The organism is Pyxidicoccus sp. M15, from assembly GCF_056858435.1.
The window spans coordinates 4,989,941-5,016,382 of the sequence record NZ_CM166495.1; the positions used below are offsets into that span (position 1 = coordinate 4,989,941).

16 protein-coding genes are annotated in these 26,442 nt (G+C 69.9%); 4 read left to right on the forward strand and 12 right to left on the reverse strand.

What is annotated here, in order from left to right:
• Window positions 1-42 precede the first annotated feature (42 nt).
• Window positions 43-11,439, reverse strand: coding sequence for an amino acid adenylation domain-containing protein (locus tag ACX9TP_RS18935; protein WP_482981131.1), 11,397 nt, complete (start codon window positions 11,437-11,439; stop codon window positions 43-45).
• 298 nt (window positions 11,440-11,737) lie between these two features.
• Between ACX9TP_RS18935 and ACX9TP_RS18940 the strand changes: the two genes are divergently transcribed.
• Entirely contained in the window at window positions 11,738-12,631 is an 894-nt protein-coding gene (locus ACX9TP_RS18940; protein ID WP_482981132.1) for a phytanoyl-CoA dioxygenase family protein, read from the forward strand.
• A gap of 46 nt (window positions 12,632-12,677) precedes the next feature.
• Here the strand turns inward: ACX9TP_RS18940 and ACX9TP_RS18945 are convergent, their stop codons facing one another.
• Window positions 12,678-14,063, reverse strand: a complete 1,386-nt coding sequence (locus tag ACX9TP_RS18945) for a glycoside hydrolase family 88 protein (RefSeq protein WP_482981133.1) — start codon at window positions 14,061-14,063, stop codon at window positions 12,678-12,680.
• A 257-nt stretch (window positions 14,064-14,320) separates the two neighbouring features.
• Between ACX9TP_RS18945 and ACX9TP_RS18950 the strand changes: the two genes are divergently transcribed.
• Both ACX9TP_RS18950 and ACX9TP_RS18955 read left to right on the forward strand, forming a co-directional pair.
• Entirely contained in the window at window positions 14,321-15,040 is a 720-nt protein-coding gene (locus tag ACX9TP_RS18950; protein ID WP_482981134.1) for a spermidine synthase family protein, read from the forward strand.
• A complete protein-coding gene (locus tag ACX9TP_RS18955) occupies window positions 15,033-16,715 on the forward strand; it encodes a spermine/spermidine synthase domain-containing protein (protein ID WP_482981135.1) in 1,683 nt (560 codons plus the stop codon). The genes ACX9TP_RS18950 and ACX9TP_RS18955 overlap by 8 nt, the downstream gene beginning before the upstream one ends.
• A 19-nt stretch (window positions 16,716-16,734) precedes the next feature.
• On the opposite strand, the gene ACX9TP_RS18960 is transcribed toward ACX9TP_RS18955, so the two are convergent.
• Complete coding sequence (locus ACX9TP_RS18960) at window positions 16,735-17,382, reverse strand: hypothetical protein (RefSeq protein WP_482981136.1); 648 nt, start codon at window positions 17,380-17,382, stop codon at window positions 16,735-16,737.
• On the reverse strand, window positions 17,379-19,343 hold the full coding sequence (locus ACX9TP_RS18965) for a RiPP maturation radical SAM C-methyltransferase (RefSeq protein WP_482981137.1): 1,965 nt from the start codon (window positions 19,341-19,343) through the stop codon (window positions 17,379-17,381). Before ACX9TP_RS18965 ends, ACX9TP_RS18960 begins: the two co-directional genes overlap by 4 nt.
• A gap of 171 nt (window positions 19,344-19,514) precedes the next feature.
• Here ACX9TP_RS18965 and ACX9TP_RS18970 point away from each other — a divergent pair, with 171 nt between their 5' ends.
• Entirely contained in the window at window positions 19,515-19,898 is a 384-nt protein-coding gene (locus ACX9TP_RS18970) for an S-adenosylmethionine decarboxylase family protein (RefSeq protein ID WP_482981138.1), read from the forward strand.
• Here the strand turns inward: ACX9TP_RS18970 and ACX9TP_RS18975 are convergent.
• From ACX9TP_RS18975 to ACX9TP_RS19010, 8 genes are all read right to left on the reverse strand, one after another.
• Window positions 19,882-21,507: a spermine/spermidine synthase domain-containing protein gene (locus ACX9TP_RS18975; RefSeq protein ID WP_482981139.1), complete on the reverse strand. Its 1,626-nt coding sequence runs from the start codon at window positions 21,505-21,507 to the stop codon at window positions 19,882-19,884. The genes ACX9TP_RS18970 and ACX9TP_RS18975 overlap by 17 nt on opposite strands.
• A complete protein-coding gene (locus ACX9TP_RS18980) occupies window positions 21,497-22,279 on the reverse strand; it encodes a spermidine synthase family protein (protein WP_482981140.1) in 783 nt (260 codons plus the stop codon). The genes ACX9TP_RS18975 and ACX9TP_RS18980 overlap by 11 nt, the downstream gene beginning before the upstream one ends.
• Before the next feature lie 365 nt (window positions 22,280-22,644).
• Window positions 22,645-23,064, reverse strand: a complete 420-nt coding sequence (locus ACX9TP_RS18985) for a class I SAM-dependent methyltransferase (RefSeq protein WP_482981141.1) — start codon at window positions 23,062-23,064, stop codon at window positions 22,645-22,647.
• A gap of 235 nt (window positions 23,065-23,299) precedes the next feature.
• Window positions 23,300-23,902 (reverse strand): imm11 family protein, encoded by a 603-nt coding sequence (locus ACX9TP_RS18990; RefSeq protein ID WP_482981142.1) that lies wholly within the window; start codon window positions 23,900-23,902, stop codon window positions 23,300-23,302.
• The gene (locus tag ACX9TP_RS18995; protein WP_482981143.1) at window positions 23,902-24,906 is read right to left on the reverse strand and encodes an AHH domain-containing protein; all 1,005 of its coding nucleotides are present in this window, start codon (window positions 24,904-24,906) and stop codon (window positions 23,902-23,904) included. The genes ACX9TP_RS18990 and ACX9TP_RS18995 overlap by 1 nt, the downstream gene beginning before the upstream one ends.
• An 80-nt stretch (window positions 24,907-24,986) precedes the next feature.
• Window positions 24,987-25,604 carry a DUF1877 family protein gene (locus ACX9TP_RS19000; RefSeq protein WP_482981144.1) on the reverse strand — a complete coding sequence of 206 codons (618 nt, stop codon included), beginning with the start codon at window positions 25,602-25,604 and terminating at the stop codon, window positions 24,987-24,989.
• Entirely contained in the window at window positions 25,574-26,041 is a 468-nt protein-coding gene (locus ACX9TP_RS19005) for a DUF4150 domain-containing protein (RefSeq protein ID WP_482981145.1), read from the reverse strand. Before ACX9TP_RS19005 ends, ACX9TP_RS19000 begins: the two co-directional genes overlap by 31 nt.
• A gap of 49 nt (window positions 26,042-26,090) precedes the next feature.
• A complete protein-coding gene (locus ACX9TP_RS19010; RefSeq protein WP_482981146.1) occupies window positions 26,091-26,279 on the reverse strand; it encodes a hypothetical protein in 189 nt (62 codons plus the stop codon).
• Window positions 26,280-26,442: the final 163 nt, after the last annotated feature.

The following is a 26,442-nucleotide window of genomic DNA, read 5'->3' on the forward strand; positions in this document are numbered from 1 at the left end:
GTTTCTTCGCCTGCGCTGGGGGCTGCTGCTTCGGAGGCACGGTCATGGGGCTACCTCATGGCTGGAAGAGACTCTGCGGATGCGTGGGATGGCGGGAATCTGCGACCGGGCTTCAGCCTCGCGTGCCTCGAGCCCCTCACAGAAAGCGCCAATCGTGGGCGCCTCGAACATGCGACGGACGGGAACGTCGGTTCCCAGCTCGGCCCGAATCCGAGAGAGAAGCCGCGTCAGGAGCAGCGAGTGGCCGCCCCGCTCGAAGAAGTTGTCGTCGCGGCCGACCCGTACCTCGAGGATGTCCGAGCAGATGCGACAGATGGCCTCTTCCATGGAGCTGCGCGGGGGCGGAGGTGTCTCCTCGCTGACCGCCGGCGGAGGTGGCAGGGCATTGCGGTCGAGCTTGCCGCTGGGCGTGCGAGGCAGTGTGTCGCAAATCAAGACCCGCGACGGCACGAGGTTCCGCGGGAGGTGTTCCTGGAGCGCGCGCCGGAGGGCGGTCCCCTCGAGCACCGCGGGTGGCGAAGGCACGACGTAGGCGACGAGGTTCGGATGGCCGGGCCGGTCCTCGCGCAGCACGACGACGCTGTAGGCCACTCCGGGCAGCGCGGAGATGACGGCCTCGATTTCGCCAGGCTCGATGCGCACGCCCCGGAGCTTGAGCTGGCCGTCGACACGCCCCAGGAACTCGATGCTCTTGTCGTCGCGCCACCGGACGAGATCTCCCGTCCGGTACATCCGTGAGCCCGGCTCGCCCCAGGGGTCCGGCAGGAAGCTGGTGGCCGTCAGGTCGGGTCGCCCGAGGTACCCACGCGCCACCGCCGGGCCGCCAATGAAGAGCTCGCCAGGGACTCCGACCGGGACGGGGCGCAGGTCGCGGTCGAGGATGCGCACGAGCGCGTTCGCGACGGGCCCGCCTATCGCCGGAGCGCGGTCGTCTGGCCGGCAGTCGGCGAAGGTGGCCCACACCGTCGTCTCCGTCGGACCGTAGCCGTTGACCATCCGCCGCCCCCGCGCCCAGCGCTCGACCAGCCCCGCCGGACAGGCTTCGCCGGCAACGAACAGCAGCCGGAGCGCGGGGCAGTCCTCGACGGGCAGCACACCGAGGGACGACGGTGGGAGGGTGACCATGGTGACGCCACGCCGCTGGAGCACGGAGACCAGCTCGGGACCTGGCAGGAGCTGGTCCTGCGGCTCCAGGCACAGCGTCGCACCCGCCGCGAGCGCGCCCGCCAGCTCGAACACGGACGCGTCGAAGCTGGGGGTCGCGAACTTGAGGATGCGGTCGTTCGCACCGAGCCCGAGCGCGTGCGCCTGCGCGGCGATGAGCGAGCGGAGTCCCCGGTGGGTGACCATGACGCCCTTCGGCTGCCCGGTCGAACCGGAGGTGTAGACGATGTAGGCGAGCTGGTCGGGGTCGACCGACGCGGGCGCACCGTCTTCGACCGGGGGGGCGTCATCGAGTGTGTCCGCGCGGACGACCGGAACTCCGCAGCCACAGAGCTTCGCGGCGCCGGACTCGTCCGTGATGAGCACCTCCACCCGCGCGTCGCTGATGAGGTACCGCAGGCGCGCCACGGGCAGGGCGGGGTCCAGCGGGACATACGCACCGCCTGCCCGCAGGATGGCGACGAGCGCCACCGGGAGCTGCACCGAGTTGCCGAGGCACACCCCGACCCGGACCTCGGCCGTGACGCCCAGCGCGCGCAGCCTGCTGGCAAGGCGACCGGCGCGAGCATCCAGCTCCCCGTACCCAAGCGCGCCGTCGGGCCCCTCGGCTGCGAGCCTCTCCGGGCTCCGTCGTGCGTGAAGACTCACGAGCTCCGGGAGACCGGCGTCCGCGGGGAGTCGCGGGCCCCGTCCCCAGCGCTCGAGCACCTCCGGGGACTGGGACGGTGGCAGGAGGTCCCAACGAGACATGGGCACGTCCGGGGTCAGGACCGCCTGCCGGGCCAGCAGGTCGAGGTGCGCGGCCATGCGTGCCACGCTCGCCGGCTCGAAGAGGTCCTCCGCGTACTCGAACACGCCCGAGAGGCCGCCATCGACCTCGGTCAATACGAGGCTCAGCTCGAACTTCGCGGTCCCATTCCCGGACGACAGGTCCGCTCCGGGCCCGCGCGGTGCGGCGGCGGTGTCCACCGCGCCTCCCGGAGCGTTGGCATGGTGGAGTCCGAACGCGACCTGGACCAGCGGGCTCCAGCCGAGGTCGCGCCTCGGTTGCAGCTCCTCGACGAGGCGCTCGAACGGCAGGTCCGCGTGAGAGTACGCGCCCACCGTCTCTTCGCGAACGCGCTGGAGCAGGGCACGGAAGCTGGGGTTGCCGGAGAGGTCTCCGCGCAGGACGAGCGTGTTGACGAACAGGCCCACGACGTCCTCGAGCTCCGCTCGTGGCCGGGCGCCCACCGGCGTCCCTACGAGGAAGTCGTCCTGCCCGGAATGGCGGCGAAGCAGCTCCAGATAGAGCGCGAGCACCGTCATGAACAACGTGGTGCCCTCGGCCTGTCCGAGCTCCCGCAGCCCGCGAACGCGCTCCGCGTCCAGGTGGAAGGTGTGGGTCGCGCCACGCAGCAGCCGTTCCCTGGCGCGGGGTCTGTCCGTCGGCAGCTCCAGCCGGTGTGGAGCGCCCGCGAGGTGGGTCCGCCAGTAGGACAGCAGGTCGTCGAGCGCCTTGCCACTCACGACGCCCCGCTGCCAGCTGGCGAAGTCGGCGTACTGCAGGCGAAGGGGCGGCAGGGACGCCGGCTGAGCGCGCTCCCGCGCCTCGTACAGCGCGACGAGGTCGCGGTGGAGCAGCCGCAGGGACCAGCCGTCGGCGATGATGTGGTGCATCGAGAGCAGCAGGAGATGTCCCTGTCGTCCCAGCTTGAGCAGCGTCGCGCGGAAGAGCGGACCGGCGGCCAGGTCGAAACAGCGGCGCGAGTCTTCCTCGATGAGGTGCCTGGCCTCCGCTTCGAGCTCGTCGGCGGGCAGGAAGGACAGTTCGATGACCTCGAGGCACGCGCGCGCCGCGGGTGTGATGACCTGGACCGGATGGCCGTCGACCTCCTGGAAGACCGTCCGGAGCGCCTCATGGCGGCGCACGAGCGCGTCGAGGCCGTGGCGGAGGTTCTCGACGCTCAGCGACGCGGGGAGCGCGTATACGGCGGCCAGGGTGTAGGCGGGATTCCCCGGGGCCATCCGGTCCAGGAACCAGAGCCGCTCCTGCGCGAAGGACGCCGGGAATCCTGCACCGTCGCGCGGCAGCGGCTGGAGCTCCACGGCGGTGGCCTCGTCACCAGCGCGCCGCGAGCCCCTGGCCGCCACGAGCGTGGAGGCCAGGCGGGCAATGGTCGGATGCTCGAAGAGCCAACGCACCGGAATGTCCATCGCGAGGCGCTCGCGCAGGCGCACGGTGACTCGCGCCGCCGTCAGCGAATGCCCTCCGAGGGCGAAGAAGTTCTCGTCGAGACCGACCCGCTGGAGCCCGAGGACGTCGCACCAGGTGCTGGCGAGCACGCGCTCGAGGTCGGTGCTCGGCTCATGCATCCCCCCGGACTCGGTCGGGGGAGGTGGCAGCGCGCGGCGGTCGACCTTCCCGCTCGGGGTGCGGGGCAGCTCATCGACGAGGACGAGCACCGCCGGTACGAACGGCTCCGGAAGCAGCCGGCGCAGCGCCTCACGCAGCTTCGCGGGGTCGGCGCCCGGGTCGCTCGAAAGGACGTAGCCGACGAGCCGCAGGTCACCTCCGGCACCGGGGAGGGCCGCGACCACCGCCTGCCGGACGCCAGGCAGCTTCGCGAGCACGGTTTCCACCTCGGCCACTTCGATGCGATAGCCGCGAATCTTGACCTGGTCGTCGCTCCGCCCGAGGAACTCGACCCGCCCATCCGGCAGCCACCGGGCGCAGTCCCCCGTGCGGTACATGCGCGCCCCCCGCACCCCGGCGTACGGGTCCGGGAGGAAGCGCTCGGCGGTGAGGGCCGGCTGGTCGACATACCCGCGCGCGACACAGATGCCCCCGAGGTACAGGTCACCGGGAACGCCCACGGGGAGCGGCTGGTGGTCCCCATCCAGGACGTAGAGCCTCGCATTGGCGATGGGCCGGCCGATGGGGGGCAGCGCGCTCCAGGCCTCCGGGCTCTCCTGGAGGGGCTCGTCGGTGACGACGTGCGTCTCCGACGGGCCATACTGGTTGTACAGGCGGCAGTCGGGATGGCTCGCGAACCACCGGCGGAGCGCCGGAGTCGCCTGCAGTTGCTCGCCAGCGGTAATCACCTCGCGCAGCCCGGGCAGGGGCGCGCGGGACGCTCCCGCCTCGGCGAGCGCGCGCAGGGCCACGAACGGCAGGAACACGCGCTCGATGCCGCGCTCCCGGCAGAGCTCGATGAGCAGGTCCGGGTCGCGCCGCGCGTCGGGGCCGGCGACCACGAGCTCTCCTCCGGTCGACAGGCAGAGCAGCACTTCCTGGAAGAACACGTCGAAGCTGGGCGTCGCGAACTGGAGGGTGCGCCGGGGAGCACCGCGTTCGCCGCGGCCACGCTGCCAGAGCACGAGGTTCACGAGCGCCCGATGGGGCATCGCGACGCCCTTCGGCCTTCCCGTGGAACCCGAGGTGTAGACGATGTACGCGAGCTGGTCGGCGGACGCAGGGGGCCAGGGCGCGGGGGACACCGGGTCGCACCCATCGTCCGAGGGGAGCTGCTCGATGTCCACCCACGCGAGACCGGGGGCGATGCACGCGCCGCCCGGCCTGCCGACCAGCCATCGCGCCCCGGAGTTCTCCGCCATGAAGCCCAGCCGCTCGGCGGGGTAGGACGGGTCGAGCGGCACGCACGCGCCGCCCGCCATCCAGATGGCAAGCGTCGCGATGATGCTGTCCGGTGACGGCTCGGCGGCGATTGCGACCCGGCTGTCGGGTCCCACGCCCAGGTCCCGCAGGCGCCTGGCCAGGCGGGACGCGCGCAGCATCAGCTCCGCGTAGCTCCAGCGCTCCGTGAGGGACGAGACCGCCGGCGCGGAGGGCGTGCGCGCTGCCTGTGCGGCGCAGAGCGCATGGGCGAGCTCCTGGCGCTCTTCGAAGTCGGTGGCCGTCGCGTTCCATTGCTCGAGCGCCGCGCAGTCCGAGTGGCTCGGCCGGAACAGCTCGGAGAGCGCCGCATCCGGCGAGGCCGCGGCGGCCTCCGCGGCGGCGCGGAGGTGGGACGCGAGCCGTTCGATGGTCGCGGCCTCGAAGAGGTCCGTCCGGTACTCGAGCGCGCCGTGGAACTCCGTGTCGTCCGGGCCACGGCGCTCCGTCTCGTCGACGAGGAACAGCGTGAGGTCGAACTTGGCGGTCCCGGATTGCGCGCCGATGCCCTCCGGAGCAGGCCTTCCACCAGGGCTGGCCGGAGCCTCGGGTGCCGGGACAGGTGCGCCCTGTGCTCCCGGCCGCTGAAAGGCAAACATCACCTGGAAGATGGGGTTGTGCGCGAGCGTCCTTTCCGGTTGCAGCGCCTGGACCATCATCTCGAACGGCAGCTCCTGGTGGGCGAGCGCCTCGACGACGACCTCGCGGACGCGCCGCAACACGGTGCGGAAGGTCGGGCGCCCCGCGAAGTCCATGCGCAAGGGCAGGGTGTTGGAGAAGAACCCGATCAGCTCCTGGAGCTCCCGTCGCGGCCGGCCAATGACTGGCATCCCGACGACGACGTCCGGGGTACCGCCCCACCGGCTCAGCACCGCGCCGAAGACACCGAGGAGGACCATGAACGGCGTCGCCTGCTCCTCGGCGGCAAGGCGGCGGAGCGCCGTGGAGGTCTCGGCTCCGAGCGACAGGGGCAGTTGCCTCCCCACATGGCGCTGCTCGCTCGGCCGGGGCCTGTCCGTGGGCAGGGCGAGCAGCGAGGGCGCGCCAGCGAGGGTCTTCTTCCAGTGCGCGAGCTCCTCGGCGAGGCGCTCACCTCGCAAGCGGGCGCGCTGCCAGACCGCGAAGTCGGCGAACTGGACCGGCAGCTCTGGCAGGGCCTCCGGCATGCCGGTCTGTTCGGACGCGTAGAGCGCCGCCAGGTCGCGCTGGAGGATGTCCACGGACTGCGCATCCGCGACGAGGTGGTGCATCGTCAGCAGCAGCACGTACTCCGTCGTGCCCATTCGCAGCAGATGCGCGCGGAGCACCGGTCCCTTCTCGAGGTCGAAGGGCAGGAGCGCCTCTCGCGCGACGACCCGCTCCGCATCCGTCCTTCGGACGTCGGGTGAGGCACCCGACAGGTCCGTGACCGACAGGTCCAAGGCCAGGACCGGCTCGAACACCTGCTCCGGGCCGAGCTCACCCCCGACGAACCGGGCCCTCAGGCACTCGTGTCGGTCCGCCAGTCGCTCGAGGCTTCGCTCCAGCGCGCCGACATCCACCGGGCCCCGCCAGGGAATGGGGATGAAGATGTTGTAGACGGGCAAGCCGGGTGCGAGCTGCTCCAGGAACCAGAGGCGCTCCTGGGCAAAGGAGAGCGGTAGGGGGCCGGCACGTTCGACGGCGCGAAGCGCGAGCGAGTCGTCCGCGTCACCGCCGGTTCGCGCCGTGGCCAGGGGCGCCGACTCCACGGCGCTCGCGAGCGCCTCGATGGTGGGGGTGGTGAAGATGCTCTCCAGGGGGAGCTCGACCCCCCATCGCTCCGAAATCTGCGCGATGACCAGGACCGCGGCGAGCGAATGGCCTCCCACCTCGAAGAAGCTCTGGTCCACGCCGAACCGGGAGTGGCCAAGCGCCTCGGCCCACATCTCGGCAATCTGTCGCTCCAGCTCGGTGCGGGCCGCCGTGGGCCGCTCCGGGTGTGGGGCGGGGCATGCGTCCTCCGTGGTGTCCGGCGCGGCCGTGCCAGCGGGTTCCGCGGATGCGCCGGCCTGGTGGGCCTCGCACCACGCACGGCTCTCGGGGGTGAGCGGCGCGACGGTGTCGATGGGGCGCCCGGGCTCGGCGGCGAGCGCCTGGACCATGCGCGCGTAGTGGCGCGCCACCCGCTCCACCGAGGGTTGGTCGAACAGGTCGGTCGCGTACTCCAGCACGCCGAACAGACGGTTGCCGGCCCGGCTGAGGTTCAGCGAGAGGTCGAACTTCGCGGTGCCCGTCGCTCCGATGACGTCGCCGGAAGCGGGGGCGTTGCCCGACGCCAGCTCCTGGAAGCCGAACAGGACCTGGAAGATCGGGTGGTGGCCCGGCTCGCGAGCCGGGCTCAGCTCCTGGACGAGCCGGTCGAACGGAACGTCCTCCTGTGCATAGGCCTCCACGGCCGCGTCGCGGACCCGCTCGAGGAGCGCCGCGAACGCCGGCTTCCCCCCGCATGCAATCCGCACGGGGACGGTGTTCGTGAACAGCCCGACCACGTCCCGCCACTCGGGCCGGCTGCGGTTCGCCATGGGGATGCCGATGACGACGTCGTCCTGGCCCGAGTACTGATGCAGGAGCGCCGCGAAGAGCGCCAGGTAGGCCATGTGGGCCGTGGCGCCGTGCGCTCCGGCGAGGTTCGCCATCGCGGCGCTCGCGTCCGGGCTGACTTCAAAGGAGAGCAGGCCGCCGCGGAACGAGGGGTGCGCGGGGCGTGGACGGTCCGTCGGCAGCGAGAGGTGCGCGGGGGCCCCGGCGAGGCGCTCGCGGAAGCCCGAGATCCGCTCCGACAGGGCGGCGGGGCTCATGATGCTCCGCTGCCAGAGCACATAGTCGCCGTACTGAAACGGAAGGTCGGACAGCGTGGGCTCCCCGCCCACGAGGAAGGCCTCGTAGCAGGCCGCGAGGTCGCGCAGCAGGATGTCCGTGGACCAGCCGTCCGTGATGATGTGGTGCATCACGAGGACGACGAACTGCTGCTCGTCCGAGAGGCGCACGAGGGCGGCGCGCAGGAGGGGGGCCCGGCGCAGGTCGAACGGCCTGCGGGTCTCCCGCTCCATGAGGCGCGTGGCCCGACTCTGGCGCTCGGCGACGGGGAGCTCCGAGAGGTCATGCACCACGACACGGACGCGGACGGACTCGACCACCCGCTGCACGGGCTTGCCGTCCTCCACGGCGAAGCACGTGCGTAGCGCCTCGTGGCGCGCCACGAGGTGGTCGACGCTTCGCTGCAGGGCTTCGGGGTCGAGCGGCCCGTGCAGGGGCAAGACCAGCGGGAGGTTGTAGAGCGCGGATTTCGGCCGGAGCCGGTCGTAGAACCACAACCCCTCCTGCGCGAACGAGAGGGGGAGCGTCTCCCCGGGGAGCCGCCGCCTGAACTCCCGCGTCCGGGGCGTGGCCGTGCCCCTCGACGCGCTCACGAGCATGGCGAGGCGCGCGGGGGTCGGGTTCTGGAAGATGGCGCTGAGGGGCAGGTCGGCCCCCAGGAGCTCGTTGACGGAGGCGACGACGCCCGTCGCCAGGAGCGAATGTCCACCGAGCGCGAAGAAGTCGCCGTCGGGGTCGAAGCTCGGAAGGCCGAGGGGGGCCGCGAACAACCGGCACAGCGCGGCCTCTGTCTCCGTTGCCGGCTCGCGCGATGCCGCCGCGGACGCTTCCTGCACCGGGAGGGGCAGGGCCGCACGGTCCACCTTGCCGGTGACGGTCCTCGGCAGTTCGTCGAGCGAGACGATTTTCGAAGGGACCATGTACGGCGGCAGCGTGCGCCGCGCGAGTGCGTCGAGCTCTTCGTGTACGGGTGCGTCCGTAATCACATACGCAATGATTCGGGCGTCACCCTTCGGGGCGCCGCGCACCACGGCAACCGCGTCGCGCACGAGCGGATGCGCCCGGAGCGCCGACTCGATTTCGCCCAGCTCGATGCGGTGTCCCCGCAGCTTCACCTGATGGTCGATGCGTCCCCGGTACTCGAGTGTTCCGTCCGCACGCCAGGCCACGAGGTCGCCGGTGCGGTACATGCGCTCGCCCGGCGTGCTCGCGAAGGGGTCGGGCACATACCTCTCGGCGGTGAGCGCGGGACTGCCGAGATACCCCCGGGCCAACCCCGCGCCGCCGATGTAGAGCTCACCCGGAACACCGATGGGGACGCGCGCCAGGCGGCCGTCGAGCACATGCACGACGGTTCCCGCGATGGGCCCGCCAATCGCTGGAATGGCCGGCTCCGACGGTGGTACCCGGGTGCCCGTGGAGTAGACCGTCGTCTCGGTCGGGCCATAGAGGTTGTTCACCGCGACACCCGGCGCCCGCTCGTACAGGCGCTGAACGAGGTCTCTCGCCAGCGCCTCGCCCGCGAGGTTCACCGCCCGAAGCGAGGGGCCCGGCCGCCACAGCCGCAGCAGCTCCCGCATGGCGGTGGGCACGGTGTTGATGAGCGTGACCTCCGGTGCATCCGGTGACGCGAGCGCGAGCACGTTGTCGACGAGGACGACGGTGCCCCCCTGGGTCAGGGGCAGGAACAGCTCGAACACGGAGATGTCGAAGCAGATGGACGTCGAGGCCAGCACCCGGGCGTACTGCCGGGAATCGAAGGTGGCCGCCGCCCAGTCCAGCATGGCGGTGACACACGCGTGCGTCACCGCCACGCCCTTCGGGCGGCCGGTCGTTCCCGAGGTGTAGATGACGTAGGCGAGATTGCCCGGCACCGAGGCGTCCAGCGGCGAAGTGCTCGGCCGGACGTCGTCGGCCAGGTCCATGAAGAGTGGCTGCACACCCGGCGGGAGCTGCGCGGAGAGTGCCTCCTCCGAGACCACCCACTTCAGCCCCGCGTCCGAGGCGATGGCACCGAGCCGCTCTCGCGGATGCGTCGGGTCGAGTGGAACGTACGCGGCTCCCGCCCGGAGGACTCCCAGCAGCGCGACGACGAGGTTCGCGCTGCGCCGCATGAGGACCCCCACGCGCTCCTCGGGCCGGACTCCACGGGCACGCAGCCGCTTCGCGAGCTCCGCGGCGCGCGCGACGAGCTGCGCGAAGGTGACAGCCTCGCCCCCGGCCTCGACCGCGACAGCATCGGGCGTGAGCCGCGACCGCGCCACGACACGGTTGTGAATGCAGCCGTGGGGCTCAGCCTGGGACGGGATGCCTTCCCCGCTTCGTGCCCTGCCTTCCCATGAGAGGATTTCCCGCTCCTCCGCCGCATCCATCATGGGAAGCTCGCTCACGCGTGCGTGGGGCGATTCGACGAAGGCGGCCAGGACCCTGTTGAAATGCGTGTTCAGCCGGCGGATGTCGGCGGCGTCGAACACGTCTGCGGCGTACTCCCAGGTGCCTGCCAGGACATGGGAGGTGTCCGACATCAGGAGGCTGAGGTCGAACTTCGACGTCCCGGTCGTCGGAGGGGCGGACGGCGCGGTGCGTCCTCGCGCTGCCGTACCCGAAGCCGGCGCGGACGATGCGCTTCCCTGGAGGGAGAAGAATACCTGGAAGAGGGGATGCCGGCCCGCGCTGCGCTCGGGCTGCACCGCTTCGATGACCCTCTCCAGGGGCACCTCCGCGTGTGCCTGCACATCGAGCACCATCGCCCGGACGCCCTCGAGCAGCTCGCTCACCGTCGCCGAACCCCGGACGTCGACGCGCAGGGCGACGGTGTTCACGAACAGGCCAATCACGGACTCGAGTTCCGGTCGATTCCGGTTGGTCATCGGGCTGCCGACGAGCAGCTCGGACTGTGCGGCATGACGGCCCAGCACCGCCGCGAACGCGGCGAGGAGGGTCATGTACAGCGAGCACCCGTGGCGCCGGCTCAGGGCACGCAAGGGCTCGGTGAGCCCGGGGTCCACGACGAAGGCTTCCTGTCCTCCGACATAGCTCGGCGCTCCAGAGCGTGCGCGGGAGGAGGGCAGGTCGAGCACGGTCGGCGCCCCCGCGAGCCGGGCTCTCCAGAATGCGAGCTCGGCGTCCAGCACGTCGGCGCCCAGGCGCTCACGCTGCCAGCTGGCCCAGTCCGCGTATTGGATTGCCAGCGGCTCGAGCGGTGACGGCTCGCCGGAGGCGAACGCCGTGTACAGTTGCCCGAGCTCGCGCATCAGCACTTCGATGGACCACGCGTCCGCGACGATGTGGTGGAGCACCAGCAGCAGGAAGTGGTCGTCCGAGGCAAGGCGATAGAGCGTTGCGCGAAGGAGTGGACCCCGGGCGAGGTCGAACGGGCGCCGGCTCTCCGAGGTCGCGAGGCTGTCGAGGCGCGCGCGGCGCTCGTGTTGCCGGAACCGCCGGAGGTCGACTGTCGCCAGCGGGGGCGGGCGGGCAGGATTCACGACCTGGACGGGACGGCCGGCCTCTGACTGGAACGTCGTCCGCAACGACTCGTGCCTTCGGACGAGCTCACCCAGGCAACGCTCGAGCACTCTTGGACTGATCCGGGCCGGCAGGTGAATCCAGACGGGCATATTATAGACAGCCGTGCCCGCCCTCAGCCGGTCAAGGAACCACAAGCGCTCCTGCGCGAATGATGCGGCAAGGGCAACTCCCCGAAGGGGATCGGCGTCATTCGCGAGCATTTTCGTGATCATCAAGCTGGCCCCCGCCGTGGTTCCAAGCGTTCGGATGGGCATATTCACATACACAGACAATATTGAATATACATGAGAACCATATACATGAAAGCCATGGGTCCTGATGGTGAAGTCAAACAAGTGGTGCGGGGACGGAATCGCGGAGGTCTTCGCGCGGTGCCGGCCTTCCGCCAGCGTGCCCCCTCACCGCCAGAGCCCGAGGCGGGAGCGACACGGAGGACTGGAAGAAGGGCGCCGCTCGGGCTCCTAGGATGAGGGCCTGAACTGTTCACGAGCATGGAAGGAGGAACTGCTCACAGTTGCCCACTGCCCCCTCCCTGCCGAATGTGCTGGCGCCATGCCCTATGAATTTCATGACGATCTGCGGACCCGCGTGCGGCAGGCCGTGGAGCGCAGGCTTCGTCGGGTCTCCTACGTCGAGGAGTTCCTCCAGCGGGGGCACCGCCTGGCACGGGCCAACCACGTGGAGAAGCTGCCGTGGCTGGACGGGCCGCTCCGGGCCGTCTACCAGCAACTGTGTGAAACGGGGCTCGCACGGCTCCCGCTGGACGCGCTGGGCCTCCCCACCGACGAGACGCTGCGCGTCGCGCAGGTGCACGTGGAGAAGCTGCGCCAGCTCCCTTCTGTCTCGAGGCGGACGTTCGAGCTGACCTCCGACGAGGCGCTCCTGGCCCATGCCGAGCCGTTCCTCTTCGGCCTGTCGCGGCCGCTCCTGGACCTCGCGGAGCGCTACCTGGGGCTGCCGGTGGACTATCTCGGCGTCAACATCAAGCGCGAGCTCGCCAACGGGCGGAGCGAGGGGACACGGCTGTGGCACGCGGACCCGGAAGACGAGCGGATGTTGAAGATCATCGTCTACCTGAGTGACGTGGATGCCGGGTCGGGGCCCTTCGAGGCCATCGACGCCCGCCAGAGCGGCGAGGCGAAGAAGCGCCTGCGCTACGCCTGGGGAAGCACCTGCACGCCCGAGGCGCTGGAGAAGGTGGTGCCGACGGCGGAGCGGCGGACGTTCGTCGGCCCCCAGCTCACGGCGGTGTTCTGCGACACCGCGCGCTGCCTGCACCGGGCCTCCCCGCCGACCACGGTGGACCGCTACTCGATGACGTTTTCCTATCTCAGCCGCGAGGCCTATTTCTGCTTCGCTTCCGGGCGCACGTTGCAGAGAGCCTTCGTCGAGCGGTGGGGCACGCGGCTCGATGCGCACCAGCTCGCCTGCCTCGTGCCTTGTTGAGGGCGCGGCTCCTGGAGGATTGGCCTGGCCTGTCGTCCGGTCGGCCTCAGCGCGCCATCATGCCCTTGCGGCGTGTGGCCCGCAGCCAGAGCAGCAACCCGAGCGCGCCCATCATCGCGCCGGGCGCCGCCGAGGCGCAGCCCCCCTCCTGCCCATCATCTCCGCGCGCCTCCGGCTCGGGAGGATGCATCGGGGCCTCCGGAGGCACCGGCGAGGGCACCGCGAGGGACTGCTTGAAGCGCAGCAACGCCTCGACGAAGTAGTAGTCGCCGTAGATGAGGCTCTCGTCGATGGCCTCGCCCTTGGGCTTGATGGGCGTCCGGTAGAACGCCACACCATGCAGGAGGATGCCCGGACTCTGGGTGCCGACGGCCAGGTAGGCCGATGAGCTGAGGCTGTCGAGCATCGCCAGGGCCGCCGAGTGGTACCGCTCCTTCTCGGCTGCGTCCGGGACGTAGGTGTGCAGCTCCAGGAGCGCCGAAGCCACGGCGGCCGCCGCCGACGAGTCCTTCACCTGCTGGTCCGCGGGCGCGTCCATGTCCCAGTACGGAATGGAGTCCGGAGGCAGCCGCTCCAGGTAGTAATCCGTCACCTTGCGGGCCGCCTCCAGCATGCGCGGGTCCTTCGTGTACCGGTAGGCCATGGTGAAGCCGTAGATGGCCCAGGCGTGTCCCCGGGACCACGTCGAAGGGTCGGAGTGCCCCTGGAAGGTCTCCCGCGAGCGGATGTTGCCCGCGACGTCGTAGTCCACGACGTGAAAGGTACCGCCGTCCGGGCGGACCATGTCGCGCAGGGTGACCAGCGCATGGCTCAGCGCCATGTCCTTCCAGGCCGGGTCGCCACCGTTCTCGGCCGCCCAGAAGAGCAGCTCCAGGTTCATCATCGTGTCGGTGACGAGCGGAACCTTCCACTTCCGGTTCCAGTCACAGCAGTTGATGACCCCCGAGGGGGCATGGAAGCGCTGCGCCAGCGAGCCGGCCGCCGCCAGCAGCACGTCGCGATAGTAGGCGTCCCCCGTCAGGCGGTAGGCATTGCCAAAGCTGGGGAAGAGTTTGAAGCCCAGGTCATGTGTCTGGGTATTGGTCTTCTGGACCTCGATGGGGCGCGTCCTCGCATCCGCCCGCTCCCGCCAGACCGGGTCTTCCGCCGACTCGTACATGTACCAGAGCAGGCCTGGATAGAAGCCCTGAATCCAGTCGACGCGGTGGTCCGCGGGGACGAGCTTCCACGTGCGGTTGTCGAGGGTGTTCTTGGGGTACTGGTCCAGTGGGATGTCCGAGCTCGTGGACGTTCGGGCCAGCTGCTCCCGGGCGAACTGGAGGGCCCGGTCCGCCGCGGCCTCATCGAAGGCCCAGGCCTGCCCTGCCGTGAGGACACAGGTGGTCGCCGCCAGAAAACAGCTCCAGGCTCGATCTTGCAGCCTTCCCATCATTGTCCTGCCCTCCAGACAAACCCCTGGGGAACATGGGCAAGGTGGCGGGGAAGGGCGACCGGTCTTCAGCAAAGAGCCTGGTGTTCGCTTGCTGGCCTGGCCAGAGGCCGCGCGCTGGAGACGTGACATGCGCAACTGGACGTCAGTGGGGGCCCCATCAGGTGCCGTCGTCGGACCAGCGCGTGCCGCCCGGGGGAGGTTGCATGTCCCGGGCCGGTGGCTGCCACCCTGGCAGTTCGTCTAAGGTGGACCCCACGATGGCAGCGGCGCGTGCAACGAGCCTGGTGGCGATCTCCTTCGTCGTCGCCTTCTGCAGCATGCTTTATGAGTTGCTGCTCGCGCAGACGCTGGCGGCCACGCTGGGCGACACCGCGTCCCGCTACACGCTCACCATTGGCCTCTACCTGGCCTCCATGGGCCTTGGCGCCGCCCGAGCGGACTGGATCAAGCCCGCCACCTACCTCCAGACGCTCGTGGATGCCGAGCTGCTCATCGCCCTGGCCGGCGCGCTCTGCCCCCTCTACCTCGTGCTCCTGGACGGAGGAGGGCGGCTCGCCGCCGAGCACGCGCTCCCCGGCGCGCAGACCCTGGTCCTGGTGCTCAGCCACGCCTCCATCGTGCTCGTGGGCCTGCTCACGGGGCTGGAGCTCCCCCTGCTGATGTCGCTCGCCGAGGCCCAGCGGCCCGGCTACGGCACCCGGGTCCTCGTCCTGGACTACGTGGGGACGCTGGCCGCAGCGCTGCTCTTCCCGGTCGTCCTGCTCCCCACCCTGGGCATCGTCCCCATCGCGCTGCTCGCCTCCACCCTCTCCGCCGGAGTCTCAGTGGCCCTGCTCCTGCTCCGCCGGGAGCAGGACGTGCCGCGCTCGCGCTGGGTCGTCGCGGTCGGGCTGTCGGTCCTGCTCCTGAGCCTCCTCCCCCTCGCCAGCGCCCACTACGAGCAGGTGCTGCGCTCGCTCTACGTGGCCCATGGCTGAGGCGCTCTCCCCGGCGGCGTCCCCCTCCGCGAGGCTGTCCCCTCGCGCCATCCTCGTGGTGGCCGCGGTGGCCTCGATTTGCAGCCTCAGCTACGAGTTCCTCATCGCCCGCATCGTCGGCTTTCTCTCCGGACAGATGGTGATGTGGCAGGGACTGACCATCGGCCTGTACCTCGCCGCGCTCGGCGTGGGCACGCACCGGGCCTCGCGCGTTCCCCGGGGAAGGGAGCTGGAGCGGCTGTGCCGGGTGGAGCTGTGGCTGGCGCTGCTGGGCGTGCTCGCCGTGCCCCTCGTCCTGGTGCTGCACGTCGTCTACCGCATCACCCTCTTCGACTTCGTCACCAACCTCACCCACGCGCCAGGGTCGACGGCCTCGCTGCTCATCTTCTGTCTGGCCAGCCAGCTGGTGACGCTCGCCATCGGCCTGCTCTCCGGCTACGAGGTGCCGCTGCTCATCGCCCTGCTGGAGCAGGTGCGCCCGGGGCGGGGGGCCGCGCGGGTGCTCGCGGCCACCTATGGCGGCTCGCTGGCCGGGACGCTCGCCTTCATCACCCTGCTCGTGCCGCGGCTGGACCTGGTCACCACCGGCGCGCTCGTGGCCTCGCTCAACCTGCTGCTCGCCTTCTTCCTACTGGCCCGGCTCTCCCCCCGCGAGCGGCTGTCCTACCCGCTGCTGCTCGTGGTCTCCGTCGCCTCCCTGGCCGCGGTGGTGGTGTACGGCGACGGCCTGCAGCAGGTGCAGCTCAAGAACTTCTACTTCAACCAGCCGGTGAGCCTGGGGCCTCCCTACTTCCAGCGCATCCTCAAGCAGCGCCACGACGTGGAGCGCCACCTGACGCCCTACCAGACCATCGACATCGTCTATGGCGGGACGAAGGGCGACGGCCGCCCCGTCGAGGCGCGCGAAGTGACTGTCTACCTGGAAGGCCACTTCCAGTTCAGCGCCAGCACCGAGCGCGACTACCACGAGTTCATGGTGCACGCGCCCATCCAGATGACGGGCCACATCCCCCGGCGGGTGCTCGTGCTGGGGGCGGGGGACGGGCTGCTGCTGCGCCAGCTGCTGCGCTACGGGTCTCCGCTGGAGCAGGTGACGCTGGTGGAGTTGGACCCGATGATGCTCCAGCTGGCCCGCTCACATCCGGCCTTCACCCGCCTCAACCAGCACTCGCTCGAGGACCCCCGGGTGCGCGTGGAGGTGGGCGATGCCTTCTATTACGTGCGCACGCGGCGCGAGCGCTACGACGCCATCTTCGTCGACTTCCCCTATCCCTACAGCTACGACGCCGCCCGGCTCTACAGCGTGGAGCTGTACCAGAGCCTGCGCGAGCGGCTGGAGCCCGGCGGCTTCGTGGTGCTGGACTGCCCGCTGTACGCCAGGAGTCGCGGCACCGAGGGGACGCTCAACACCCGCGTCATCAGCACGCTCAAGGCGGCCGGCTTCGGCCAGGTCTTCCCCTACCGCAGCCCCTTCCGCGAGACGTTCGCGCTGCTGCGCCGGGAGGAGGCGCCGCTGAGCTTCCAGCTGCGAGACCTGGGGGTGCCCCTGGAGGTCCTCACGCCCGAGCGGCTCGAGGCGCTGCGCAACCCTGGCTTCGCCTACGAGGTGGACGAAGCCGAGGTGAACTCCATCTTCCTGCCCGCCTTCTTCAGCCTGAGGGACCCCCAGTTCTGAGGGGCCCCCGGGCGGCGGACTACATGTCCGAGTCGTCCTCGGTCATCTTCCCGATGGGGATTCCGATGCCCACGCCGATGCAGCGCACCGCCGCGTTGCCCTCGGCGTCCCAGGCGGCCGCCTCGAGCTTCAGGGACTTGAGCTCGTCCGTCTCCTCGTCCATGACGCCGGTCCACATGGCCTCGGCCTTGAGCTCGCCGTGGGCCTTGTCGGTATAGAGGAGCGGCCCCTTGACGGTGTAGGAGCCGTCCAGCGACGTCACGCCATCATTGGGGCCCGCCAGGGCCAGGGTGATGGGGCCCAGCTCGGGGCCGCTCAGGCGCTTGCCGGTGAGGGAGAACCTCAGGATGCGCATGCCCCAGTCACCCTCGGGCAGGTCGTCCCTCGCGTACGTCTCGTACACGAGGCTGCCGATGAAGTGGTAGGACGAGGCCCCCTCTCCGCCGTCGATCTCCGCGGTCGCCTCGATGGTGCCGCCCATGGGCGGCTCATAGGGCTCCGATTCCTGGGCCCGCGCCACGCCGTGGGTCAGGGCCACGGACGCCGCCGCGGCCGTCAGGCCGTACGCCGAGAGCCGGATGATGAACTGCCGCCGGTTCATGCCCTCGTCGTTCGCCGACGGCGGGCTGCCCTCGGGCTTCGACGGTGCGTTGGAATCGCTGCTCATCGTGCCTCTCCTTGTGAATGGACTACCCGGGCCGGTGTGCTGGGAAGGTCCGCCGGCTGCGGAAGCTCTGTAACGAGGTGCCGGGGAAGGACGGGAGCCTCGGCGTCCCTCGGCATGACGACGAGGCTCAGGTACTGGTTCCCCTCGCGCATGAGCAGGCCCCACGTCTCGAGGTCCGCCAGCGCGGCGTCAATCTGGCCCGCGTCCACCTCGGGGCCCAGCGCCGCCTGGACCTCGCGGTGCAGGCCCGCGCGCGAGCTGATGGCGTCGCAGGCGAGGAGCAGGGCGCGGTGGGCGCCTCGCAGGCAGACCCAGGGCGCCTTCGCCACCGGCCGGGTGTCCCAGATGAGCAGGCGCTCCTCGGTGGCGAAGCCCACCAGCGAGGCGGAGCCCCCGGTCTTCGTCCACTGCCGGCAGAGCGCCTCCATCTCCGCGGCGTACTCGAGCGAGCGCCCGTCCTCGTAGTCGAACTCGAAGTAGTAGGCGAGCTCCCGGAGCTCGTCTTCGGGGAGCTGGAAGACGGCCCCGTAGGTGGCGTAGGGCCGCACGTTCACCATGCCGAAGGACGCGGGGTCGCCGAAGTAGGGGCTGAAGCGGTCCAGCCGCAGCTGGCTGTAGCCCGTCGGAGGCTGGAGGTGGCGCAGGGACGGGATGAGGCGCGCCACGGCGGCGTACTCGGCCGGGTCCTCCTTGGGGAAGCCGAAGATGATGTTCCACGAGGGCCGGACACCGGCCTCCGAGCACCACTTGAGGAACTGCACGTTGCGCAGCGCCGTGACGCCCTTGCGCATCAGGTTGAGCACGGAGGTGCTGAGGCTCTCGATGCCCGGCTGCAGGTCCATCACCTTCGCGGCCGCCAGCGCCTGGATCTGCTCGCGCGAGAGGTTGCTCTTCACTTCGTAGAACACGGGGCGCAGCTTGGGGTGCTTGCCCAGCGCGGGCAGGAACTCCGCGAAGTAGCGCATGTCCAGGATGTTATCGACGGCGCGCAGCCGGTGGACCTTGTCGCCATAGCGGTCCAGCAGCGTTGAGACTTCCGAGATGGCGCGCGGCACGGACTTGCTGCGGAAGGCCATGGTGGAGCCGTTGAGCCCGCAGAAGGTGCAGTGGTGCTTCTGGCCCCACCAGCACCCGCGCGCGGTCTCGAACGGCAGGGCCACCTGGAAGCGCTCCGGGCTGGCCTCCATGAGCGGCGCCGCCTGGGCGAAGAAGTCATCGAACTCCACCTCGGGAAGCGTGTCGAGGTTCGCCACGGGCGACACCCACGCCGCGGGCTTCACGGGAGCGCCGGTGGCCGAATCCCGGCGCAGCAGCCCGCCCCTGTCAGCGGGGCGGCGGCCCTCCAGCAGCTCCTGTACGAAGGGCGGGAAGGTGTCGTCCGCCTCGCCGGAGAAGACGTAGTCGATGAAGGGGTAGTTGCGCAGCAGCGCCATCCCCATCTCGCTCTCGCAGTTGGCGCCGCCAAAGACAATCTGCGTGCCGGGCGAACGCTCCTTGATGCGGCGGGCCAGCGCCAGCGAGGCCACCGTCTGGTGGAACGTGGTGCTGAAGCCCACCAGCCGGTAGGCCCGCCAGTCGGTGGCGCTGGCCACCTCCTCGATGAACCGCGTCGCGTCCTCCTGGAGCGAGGCGATGGCCGCCTGGAGCCGCTTCAGCTTCGCCGCGCTGGCGCGGGGGAATGCCCCACGCCAGTACTGCTCCACCTGCTCCGCGGAGACGCTCCCATGGAGGCTCGGCGCGAAGACCCACTCGCCCAGCAGGCGGGACTGGTCCTGGTCGATGACCTCTTCGTAGCGGGACAGCCCCACACGCTGGGCGAACTCGACGAAGAAGTACTGGAGGGCCGCTTCGATGCCACGCGCCTTCAGCTCCGCCCTCAGCAGGCTCAGTCCCAGGGACGGCAAGGTCGCCTGGCTGAAGGGCATGGATACCAGGAGGACCTGCGCAGCGGGCGCGTCCATTCGAGTCCTCACGGCGGAAAGGGAAAGAAGGGCGAAACCGGATGGTGACAGTGAAGCTCCCCGAGGGTCAAGCCTGGAGTCGCACGGAGAGTGAAGGCCGTGTTTTGACAGCGTGTCCCCGCGCGCCCTAGCCTTGCCGCTCCTCTTGTAGCTGGGTTGCACCGGAGCTGGATGGACCCTGCCGCGCGACATCTCCTGGTGGACGTCTGGCTGGACGAGCCGCTCACGGAAGCGCTGGTGGAGGGGCTGCTGGAGCGGGCGCGCGCGCACCTGAGCGTGGTGCGCGAGTCGATTCACCGCTTCGAGCCCTTCGGGGTGACGGCCGTCTTCATCCTCAAGGAGAGCCACTTCTCCCTGCACACCTACCCGGAGGAGCGCTACTTCAGCATGGACGTGTACGTCTGCAACCCGGCCGTGGACGTGGACGGGGTGACGGACCGCCTGCTGGCGCCCCTGGCCATCCGGCACGAGCAGCGGCAGGGCCTGCGGCGCGGCGTGCCCGGCAAGGCGCTCTGGGCCGTGCCGCGGGTGGCGGGCCTCACCACCAGGGAATGAGCGCCCTCGAGGTCCGGAACTCCGAGCGGCGGTAGTCCAGGTACACCGGGCGGTAGAAGGAGTTGACCTCCACCGCCGACGCCTTCTGCTCCTGGAGCGTGGGGTCCGCGAGCTCTGCCAGCAGCCTGCGGTCCGGGGTGAGGGAGCGGTCGACGAAGGGGTGCACGTCCAGGCGGGCCTCGTAGCCGGACAGGTCGGCCGGCGCGGCGGTGAGCAGATAGAGCCCTTCCAGCTCGCCCTTGAGCGTGTGGTAGGGCAGCACGGAGAAGCCGGCCGCCCGCATCGTCTTCACCACGCACCAGTAGGCCGCGTCGTCGTACGTGTCGTGCTGGAAGGAGATGACGCCGCCCTCGTCCAGCAACGCCCGCAAGTCCCTCAGGAACTGGAGGCTGTAGCTGCGCGAGAGCACGAAGTCGACGCCCTCGGGGAAGTCGACGAGGACGACATCGAACTTCTCCTGCGAGCGGCGCACCCATGCGAAGGCGTCGTCGAAGACGAGCTCCAGCCGCGGGTTGTTCAGCGAGTCGTGGTTGTGCTTGCGCAGCAGCTCGTGGGAGGCGGCGAAGCGGACCCATTCTTCATCGAGGTCCACCATCACCACCCGCTCGACCTCGTCCCCGTACTTGAGGACCTCCTTGGCGGGCAGGCCGTCTCCGCCGCCGAGGATGAGGACGCGCCGGGGCTGGCGCGCCAGGGCCATGGCGGGGTGCACGAAGCCGTGGTGGTACGCGTCCGTGGGGCTGCCCAGCGGGCCCGAGGCCTGGATGCTGCCGTTGAGCCAGATGTTCAGCCAGGGGGCGCGCTCCTCGCCGGGGGTGTCTCCGGTGCGGGGCCGGGTCGTCACCACGACCTTCTGGTACCGGGTGCGGAAGTTGGCCTGCAGGCGCGTCCCCGCGCGCGTGCCATAGATGCGCTGGTCCACGAGGTTGCGGAAGTCCCTGGCATGCAGGGCGAAGCGCACGCCGAGGACGACGGCGAAGAGGGTGGCCACCACCAGGATGCCGTCGGTGAAGCGGCGCACGGGGAGCCGGGCCACGAGGTACAGGGCCACCGCGGCGTTGACGAGCGCCGCGGCGATGGCGGCGCCATTGGCCTGCAGCGCGGGGAGCAGCACGAGGGCGAAGAGGAGCGAGCCGAGCAGCCCGCCGCCCTGGTCCGCCACCAGCAGGCGGCTGAGGGAGCGGCCCTCGCGGCCGGGCTGCTGGTGGGAGCGCAGGGCGAGGACGAGGGGAATCTCCATCCCCGACAGCACGCCGATGATGGCGATCAACACCCCGGCGAGCATCAGCGTCAGCGAGCGGTCCATGACGCGCGCGGTGAGCGCCATGAGGGTGGAGCTGGAGGAGCCGCCAATGATGGTGAGCAGCACCTCCACCCAGACGAGGGCATGGAAGGCGTGGGAGCGCAGGGGGATGCTGAGGAACGAGCCCACGCCCATGAAGAGGATGAAGCCCGCGACGGTGAGGGAGAAGTAATAGACGGAGTCGCCATACAGCTCCGCCAGCGTGGCGCCCAGGCTCATCTCGTAGGCGAGCGAGCAGCCGGCGGCGAGGACGAGGACGGCGGAGGCGGCGCCCGCGCCGAGCGTCGGGCGGGGCTCAGCGGCCATGGCGGAGCAGGTCGAGGAAGGCCTCCAGGGCGGAGGCGTGGACCCAGGCCACGGCGAGGACTCCGCCGGCGGTGAGGGGGGCCCAGGAGCGCCCGCGGCGCGGCCCCGCCGTGAGCGTCAGCGAGGCGAGCGCCGCCGAGGCCACGTTGAGCAGGGCGGCGACGAACACCGCGCGCAGCAGCCCCAGGCGGGGCAGCAGGACCAGGGGCATGAGGAGCGCCCCGGCGAAGCTTCCCAGGTAGTCGAGGCCGAGGATGTGGGGCGTCTCGCCCTCGCCGCTGGCGTCGCCCGCGACACTCACGAGCAGGGGCAGCTGCATGCCCGCGAGCACCCCGAAGGCGGCGTCGAAGGCGAGGCCCACCGTCCACAGCGCGGGCGTCGTCAGGGCGAACAGGCCCGGCCGGAACAGGGCGGCGTGGAGCATGAAGAGCAGGGGCAGCGCGAGGCAGCCGAGCACCCCCAGGCCGTATTGGGTGGTCACCAGCGCGCGCCGGGGCGCCACGCGCTCGCTGCCCGCCAGGTGGCTGCCGATGCCCATGGCGAAGAGGAAGACGCCCATGAAGACGGAGAAGAGCACCACCGTCTCTCCCAGCAGGAAGCCGAGGCTGCCGACCACGGCGAGCTGGTACACCATGGCGCAGCCGCCACTGAGCAGCGCGCAGGTGGTGACGGTGACGCGCAGGCTGAAGGGAACGCTGTGAGGCGCGGCGGGAGGAGCCTCGGCGGGCGCCGACACGGGCGCGCCGCAGACGGTACAGCTTTCCGGCGACATGCAGACCTCGTCACACGAGGAAGGGAACAGACGAACGCATGAAGGCGCACGGACTGTCAACCTGGAGTCTCCGGCAGGGGCTCATCCGCCCGGGTGGACCTGGTGGTGCTGCTGTCGCGAGACGCAGCGGGAGGCGGAGAGCTCCGCCTCCGTCAACAGCTGAGCCACGCCATCCGGCACGGCCACGGGCGCGTTCTTCTCGCACCCGTGGTTCATGGAAGATGTGAGGGTTTGCGTAATCCCTCACATGCCATACACGCTCCCCTACAGCGGCGGTTGGGCCAGACATCACCCGCCGGCCGCCCATGGCAGTGGCGCAGGCGGAGCGGGCCAACCCGGTCCGAGCTGTCCAACGCGGCGGCGCTTCAGGCCGGATTTTTGCGAATGGTGAGCTGGAAGTCCTTCGAGACGAGCTCGAAGCGGCCCACCGCCGCGCTGAGGAAGGCGTCGATGCCGATGTCCGGGCGCGAGCCGCCGCCGCCGGGGACGAGCCGCGCGGAGGCCATGCCGTAGTCGTCGAAGATCATCCACCCGCCCGGCTTCAGCAGCGGCCAGCTCAGCACCGCGTCCTGGAGGACGTCGAACGCCAGGTGGGAGCCGTCGACATAGATGAAGTCGTAGGTCGGCTCCGGCGCCAGCAGGCGCAGCGCGTGAGAGGAATAGCCCGCCTTCTTCTCCACGCGGCCCGCCGCGCCGCTCGCCGCGATGTTCTTGTCGAACAGTCGCGCGTAGTCGCCCTCGAACAGGTCCACGCAGGTGATGCGGCTGGTGGGATGGGTGAGCACGTTCTCCAGCAGCCAGACGGCGGAGCGGCCCTCGAAGCGAAGTCCTTCGGGTAGCCGTCCACCAGCAGGCTGGCCACTCCGAGCGTGTGGAGGTGCAGGCACGCGGCGCCCACGTTCCGCACCAGGGCCGTGCGCGGCGACTGGGGAGAGATGCGCCCGAGCACCGCGCCAGGCGCGTTGACCGAGTCCTCACGAAGGTTGCGGAAGTCCAGCTCCATGGTGGGATGGCCGCGAGCTAGAAGTCCCGGCCGTTCCAGCCGTCCGCAGGGAAGAACCGCATGCCGGTGACGCCCTCCTTCTGGAGCGCCTGGTAAAGGCTGTCATGCAGGAGGATCTCCGCCAGCTTGTTCTGGATGCGGAAGATGCGCGCCCTGGGGGAGATGGCCTCGCGCTTGAGGATGAGCTTGTGGATGAAGGAGACCTCCGTGGGGAGGATGGAGTCCATCACCACCTCGGAGCGCTCCATGTCCATGGCGTCCTCGCTGCCCAGCACGTTGCACAGGTAGTGCGCGCTGCTGGCCACCTTGCCCTTGTGGTCGAGCATCTTCAGCGAGAAGAACTCGCAGTTGTCCACGCCCAGGCCCTCGATGATGCGCTTCACCTTCTCCGAGACGATGAGGGCCCCGAGCGTGCAGGTCATGAAGTCGCAGACCTTGCGGTGGTCGGGAAAGTTGTCCGAGAAGCGGATGGTGCCTTTCGAGGGAAAGCTGTCGGCCAGGGAGATTCCCTCGGTCATCAGGTAGAGCTCCGGAGAGCCCTCGGGCAGCTTCTCGATGACGGCGCTGGTGTAGTCCGTCATCATGGCCCAGTAGCCAGCGATTGTGGCGGCAGGCGGCATCAGGTCAGGACTCCAAAGCGGTAGAGGGACTGGCCCTTGTTGCGCACGAAGGCGACGTGGGGATGGCTGAGTTGGTTCCCCTGGAGCGCCTCGGGGACGACCTGTTTGCTCAGGTCCACGATGTACCTCCACAGCTCGTTCTCTATCTTGGTGAGCTGATCGAGAATGGCCGCGTGGGCGTGGCTGTGGTCCGTCTTCTTCTGCTTCACCTGGGCGGCGAGCTTTCCCAGCGAGCGCTTCACGCCGGCCAGCATGCCGAGGACCTTCCCGCTGTAGTTGGGGTGGCTGCCCAGGTGTTGGAGGATGCAATGCATGGGCACTGCCCAATCGCACATCGGGGCGATGATGCCATTGTGGCCGTTGTTGACGTCATAGCCACTCTCGATGAGCAGCTGGTATTCCGCGGCCCCCAGTTCCTCCTCCGTGAGCCGTTGATGCGGGATGAGGTGGTGCGCTGTCCATTGGTACGGAGCCCAGGGGCCTGTCACCCAGTCCTCGTCCGTCTTCTGGGCGGCGGACTGCTTGTAGTTCATGTTGGTCAGCAGGAAGCGCCCGGCCTCCTTCGAGTACGGCTTGGGCGAGCCCTCGCGGGGGAAAGCCATGGCTTTCTTCCACTTCGAGTCGTCGCTCAGGGTGTTGAAGCTCCTGTCGTTGATGATGCCTGAGCCCAACGCGGCCTTCAGCTTTTCCTCCCCGTAGTCCGGCTTGACGTTGAAGTGGCCTCGCCCGCCCTGGTCATGGATGTAGGCGGCCGTGCGGTACTTGTGGAAGCCTCGGATGCGGCGGCGGCTGGCGAGGGCGGGAGGGCAGTCGTCCTTCTGCCGGTCCTTCTCCGCCTGGTCCTTTTGGAGCTCCTGCTTGAGCTTCGCCGGGTAGTTCGCGTCGTCGAGCTCCGGGAAGTTGCCCGGCTTGACGGACAGGTCGTCGTTGAAAATCTCGCTCTCGCCGGAGCCCAGTGGTTGCTGCTCGGTTTTCTTCTTCGGCTTCGACGCGGCCTTGCTCATGACTTGGAGACCTCTGCAAACGTCAGGGGGCCTCATACAGCGACGGCTCCGGTTGCGTCCGCAGGTACGTCATCGCCCGTTCACCTCATCCCCAGGTCGAGCGAGGCGAGGGGGCCGTCCTCCTGCAGCAGCAGCATGCCCTGGTGCTGCTCGGCGGCCTGTTGGAAGTATTCCACCAGCTCCCGCCAGGACTCTTGCAGCACGGGCAGGTCGTCCTCCGTCCACGACTCCAGCGCGTCCAGGTCCTCGGTCAGCTTGCCGTAACCGGACTCGCGCAGCCCCTCGGGCGCATACCGGGAGGCGAGGTCTTCCCATGACACGCCCGCCAGCCCCCGAGCCGCCTTCCGCACCTCGTCGGGCGGCAGGTGCCAGGCGGAGTTGTCGAGCGGGGTGGACTGTCCCACCGCCTCCTCGATGGGGACCGGCGCGGCCCAGTCCCCGATGAAGGGCGCCTCGGGGCCCAGGGGCGGACGGCGGTCCGGAGTGAGCAGGAGTTCGAGTACCTGCGCGACGTCGTCCTGGAGCACCATGCCCCTGAAGATGGCGCCTCCGCCCGCGCCCTCCTCGTACAGCAGCGGGGAGCCGAGCACGTCGAGCAGTGTGTCCGGGTCCTCTCGGAGTTGCTCCCACTCCGTCGCGTCCAGCGCGAGAAACAGGCAGTTGGCGCTCACTTCCGGGGGGCCCCGCAGCAGGGGCACTTCGGCTTCTCCGCGGCGCCGCCCTTGCCCACGACGGGCGGCTGCACCCCTGGGAAGGGCGGGGTGTTCTTGTCGTTGTGCAGCATCAGGTCCAGGGTGCGCGCGACGTTCTTCCCTTCGGCCTTCACGTCGAAGGAGAAGTTGACGAATTCGGCCTTACCCTGGGTCTTGCTGGAGGCCACGCCGCCGCCTGCGGTGCCAGCCTCGTCGCCCGTGCTGGTGCTGAAGTTGGAGTCCTTCACGCACAGGGGATTGCCCTCCACCACCTCCGAGTCGGCCGCCTTCGCCGTGTCAGAAGATTTGGCGATGTTGGGGTAGGGAATGGGGATGGGGCCGCCGGGGCTGGGCGTCTTGCAGACGTCAGGGAAGGCGGTGGTGATGCCGTTGCTGTCCTTGGTAATGACTGACAGCTTGTTGACACCGACGGTGCTCGCCATGGCGGACCTCTTCGGCTGGAGCGTCTGGACTCTACATGAATCGGGCGTTTCAGTTGATGTCGACGGTGCCCGCCTTGATGCGGTGGACGCCACGGGCGCGGGTCTCCACGGTGGCTCCTTTGATGACGACCTTTCCGCTGCGCCGCAGGGAGATGCTGGCCTCGCCGCATTGGAGGACGACCTGGTCCTGGGTGAGGGTGACCTGGGCGGCAGGAGTCGTGGCGGCGTTTGGCGCCACCCTGGCGCCCCAGGGCGGCGCGCACAGCCGCCGTTTTCTGCACGGCTGTGCGCACCTAAACCCGCGAAACCTCTACATCACCCAGTGTCCCCGACGGGATTCGAACCCGTGTTACCGGCTTGAAAGGCCGGCCGAGCGGGACATCACCCGCCGGCCGCCCATG

Coding starts and splice junctions, on each gene's coding strand:
- ACX9TP_RS18935 (WP_482981131.1), bottom strand. CDS start 11,439: ATGCCCATCCGAACGCTTGGAACCACGGCGGGGGCCAGCTTGATGATC.
- ACX9TP_RS18940 (WP_482981132.1), top strand. CDS start 11,738: ATGCCCTATGAATTTCATGACGATCTGCGGACCCGCGTGCGGCAGGCC.
- ACX9TP_RS18945 (WP_482981133.1), bottom strand. CDS start 14,063: ATGATGGGAAGGCTGCAAGATCGAGCCTGGAGCTGTTTTCTGGCGGCG.
- ACX9TP_RS18950 (WP_482981134.1), top strand. CDS start 14,321: ATGGCAGCGGCGCGTGCAACGAGCCTGGTGGCGATCTCCTTCGTCGTC.
- ACX9TP_RS18955 (WP_482981135.1), top strand. CDS start 15,033: ATGGCTGAGGCGCTCTCCCCGGCGGCGTCCCCCTCCGCGAGGCTGTCC.
- ACX9TP_RS18960 (WP_482981136.1), bottom strand. CDS start 17,382: ATGAGCAGCGATTCCAACGCACCGTCGAAGCCCGAGGGCAGCCCGCCG.
- ACX9TP_RS18965 (WP_482981137.1), bottom strand. CDS start 19,343: ATGGACGCGCCCGCTGCGCAGGTCCTCCTGGTATCCATGCCCTTCAGC.
- ACX9TP_RS18970 (WP_482981138.1), top strand. CDS start 19,515: ATGGACCCTGCCGCGCGACATCTCCTGGTGGACGTCTGGCTGGACGAG.
- ACX9TP_RS18975 (WP_482981139.1), bottom strand. CDS start 21,507: ATGGCCGCTGAGCCCCGCCCGACGCTCGGCGCGGGCGCCGCCTCCGCC.
- ACX9TP_RS18980 (WP_482981140.1), bottom strand. CDS start 22,279: ATGTCGCCGGAAAGCTGTACCGTCTGCGGCGCGCCCGTGTCGGCGCCC.
- ACX9TP_RS18990 (WP_482981142.1), bottom strand. CDS start 23,902: ATGCCGCCTGCCGCCACAATCGCTGGCTACTGGGCCATGATGACGGAC.
- ACX9TP_RS18995 (WP_482981143.1), bottom strand. CDS start 24,906: ATGAGCAAGGCCGCGTCGAAGCCGAAGAAGAAAACCGAGCAGCAACCA.
- ACX9TP_RS19005 (WP_482981145.1), bottom strand. CDS start 26,041: ATGGCGAGCACCGTCGGTGTCAACAAGCTGTCAGTCATTACCAAGGAC.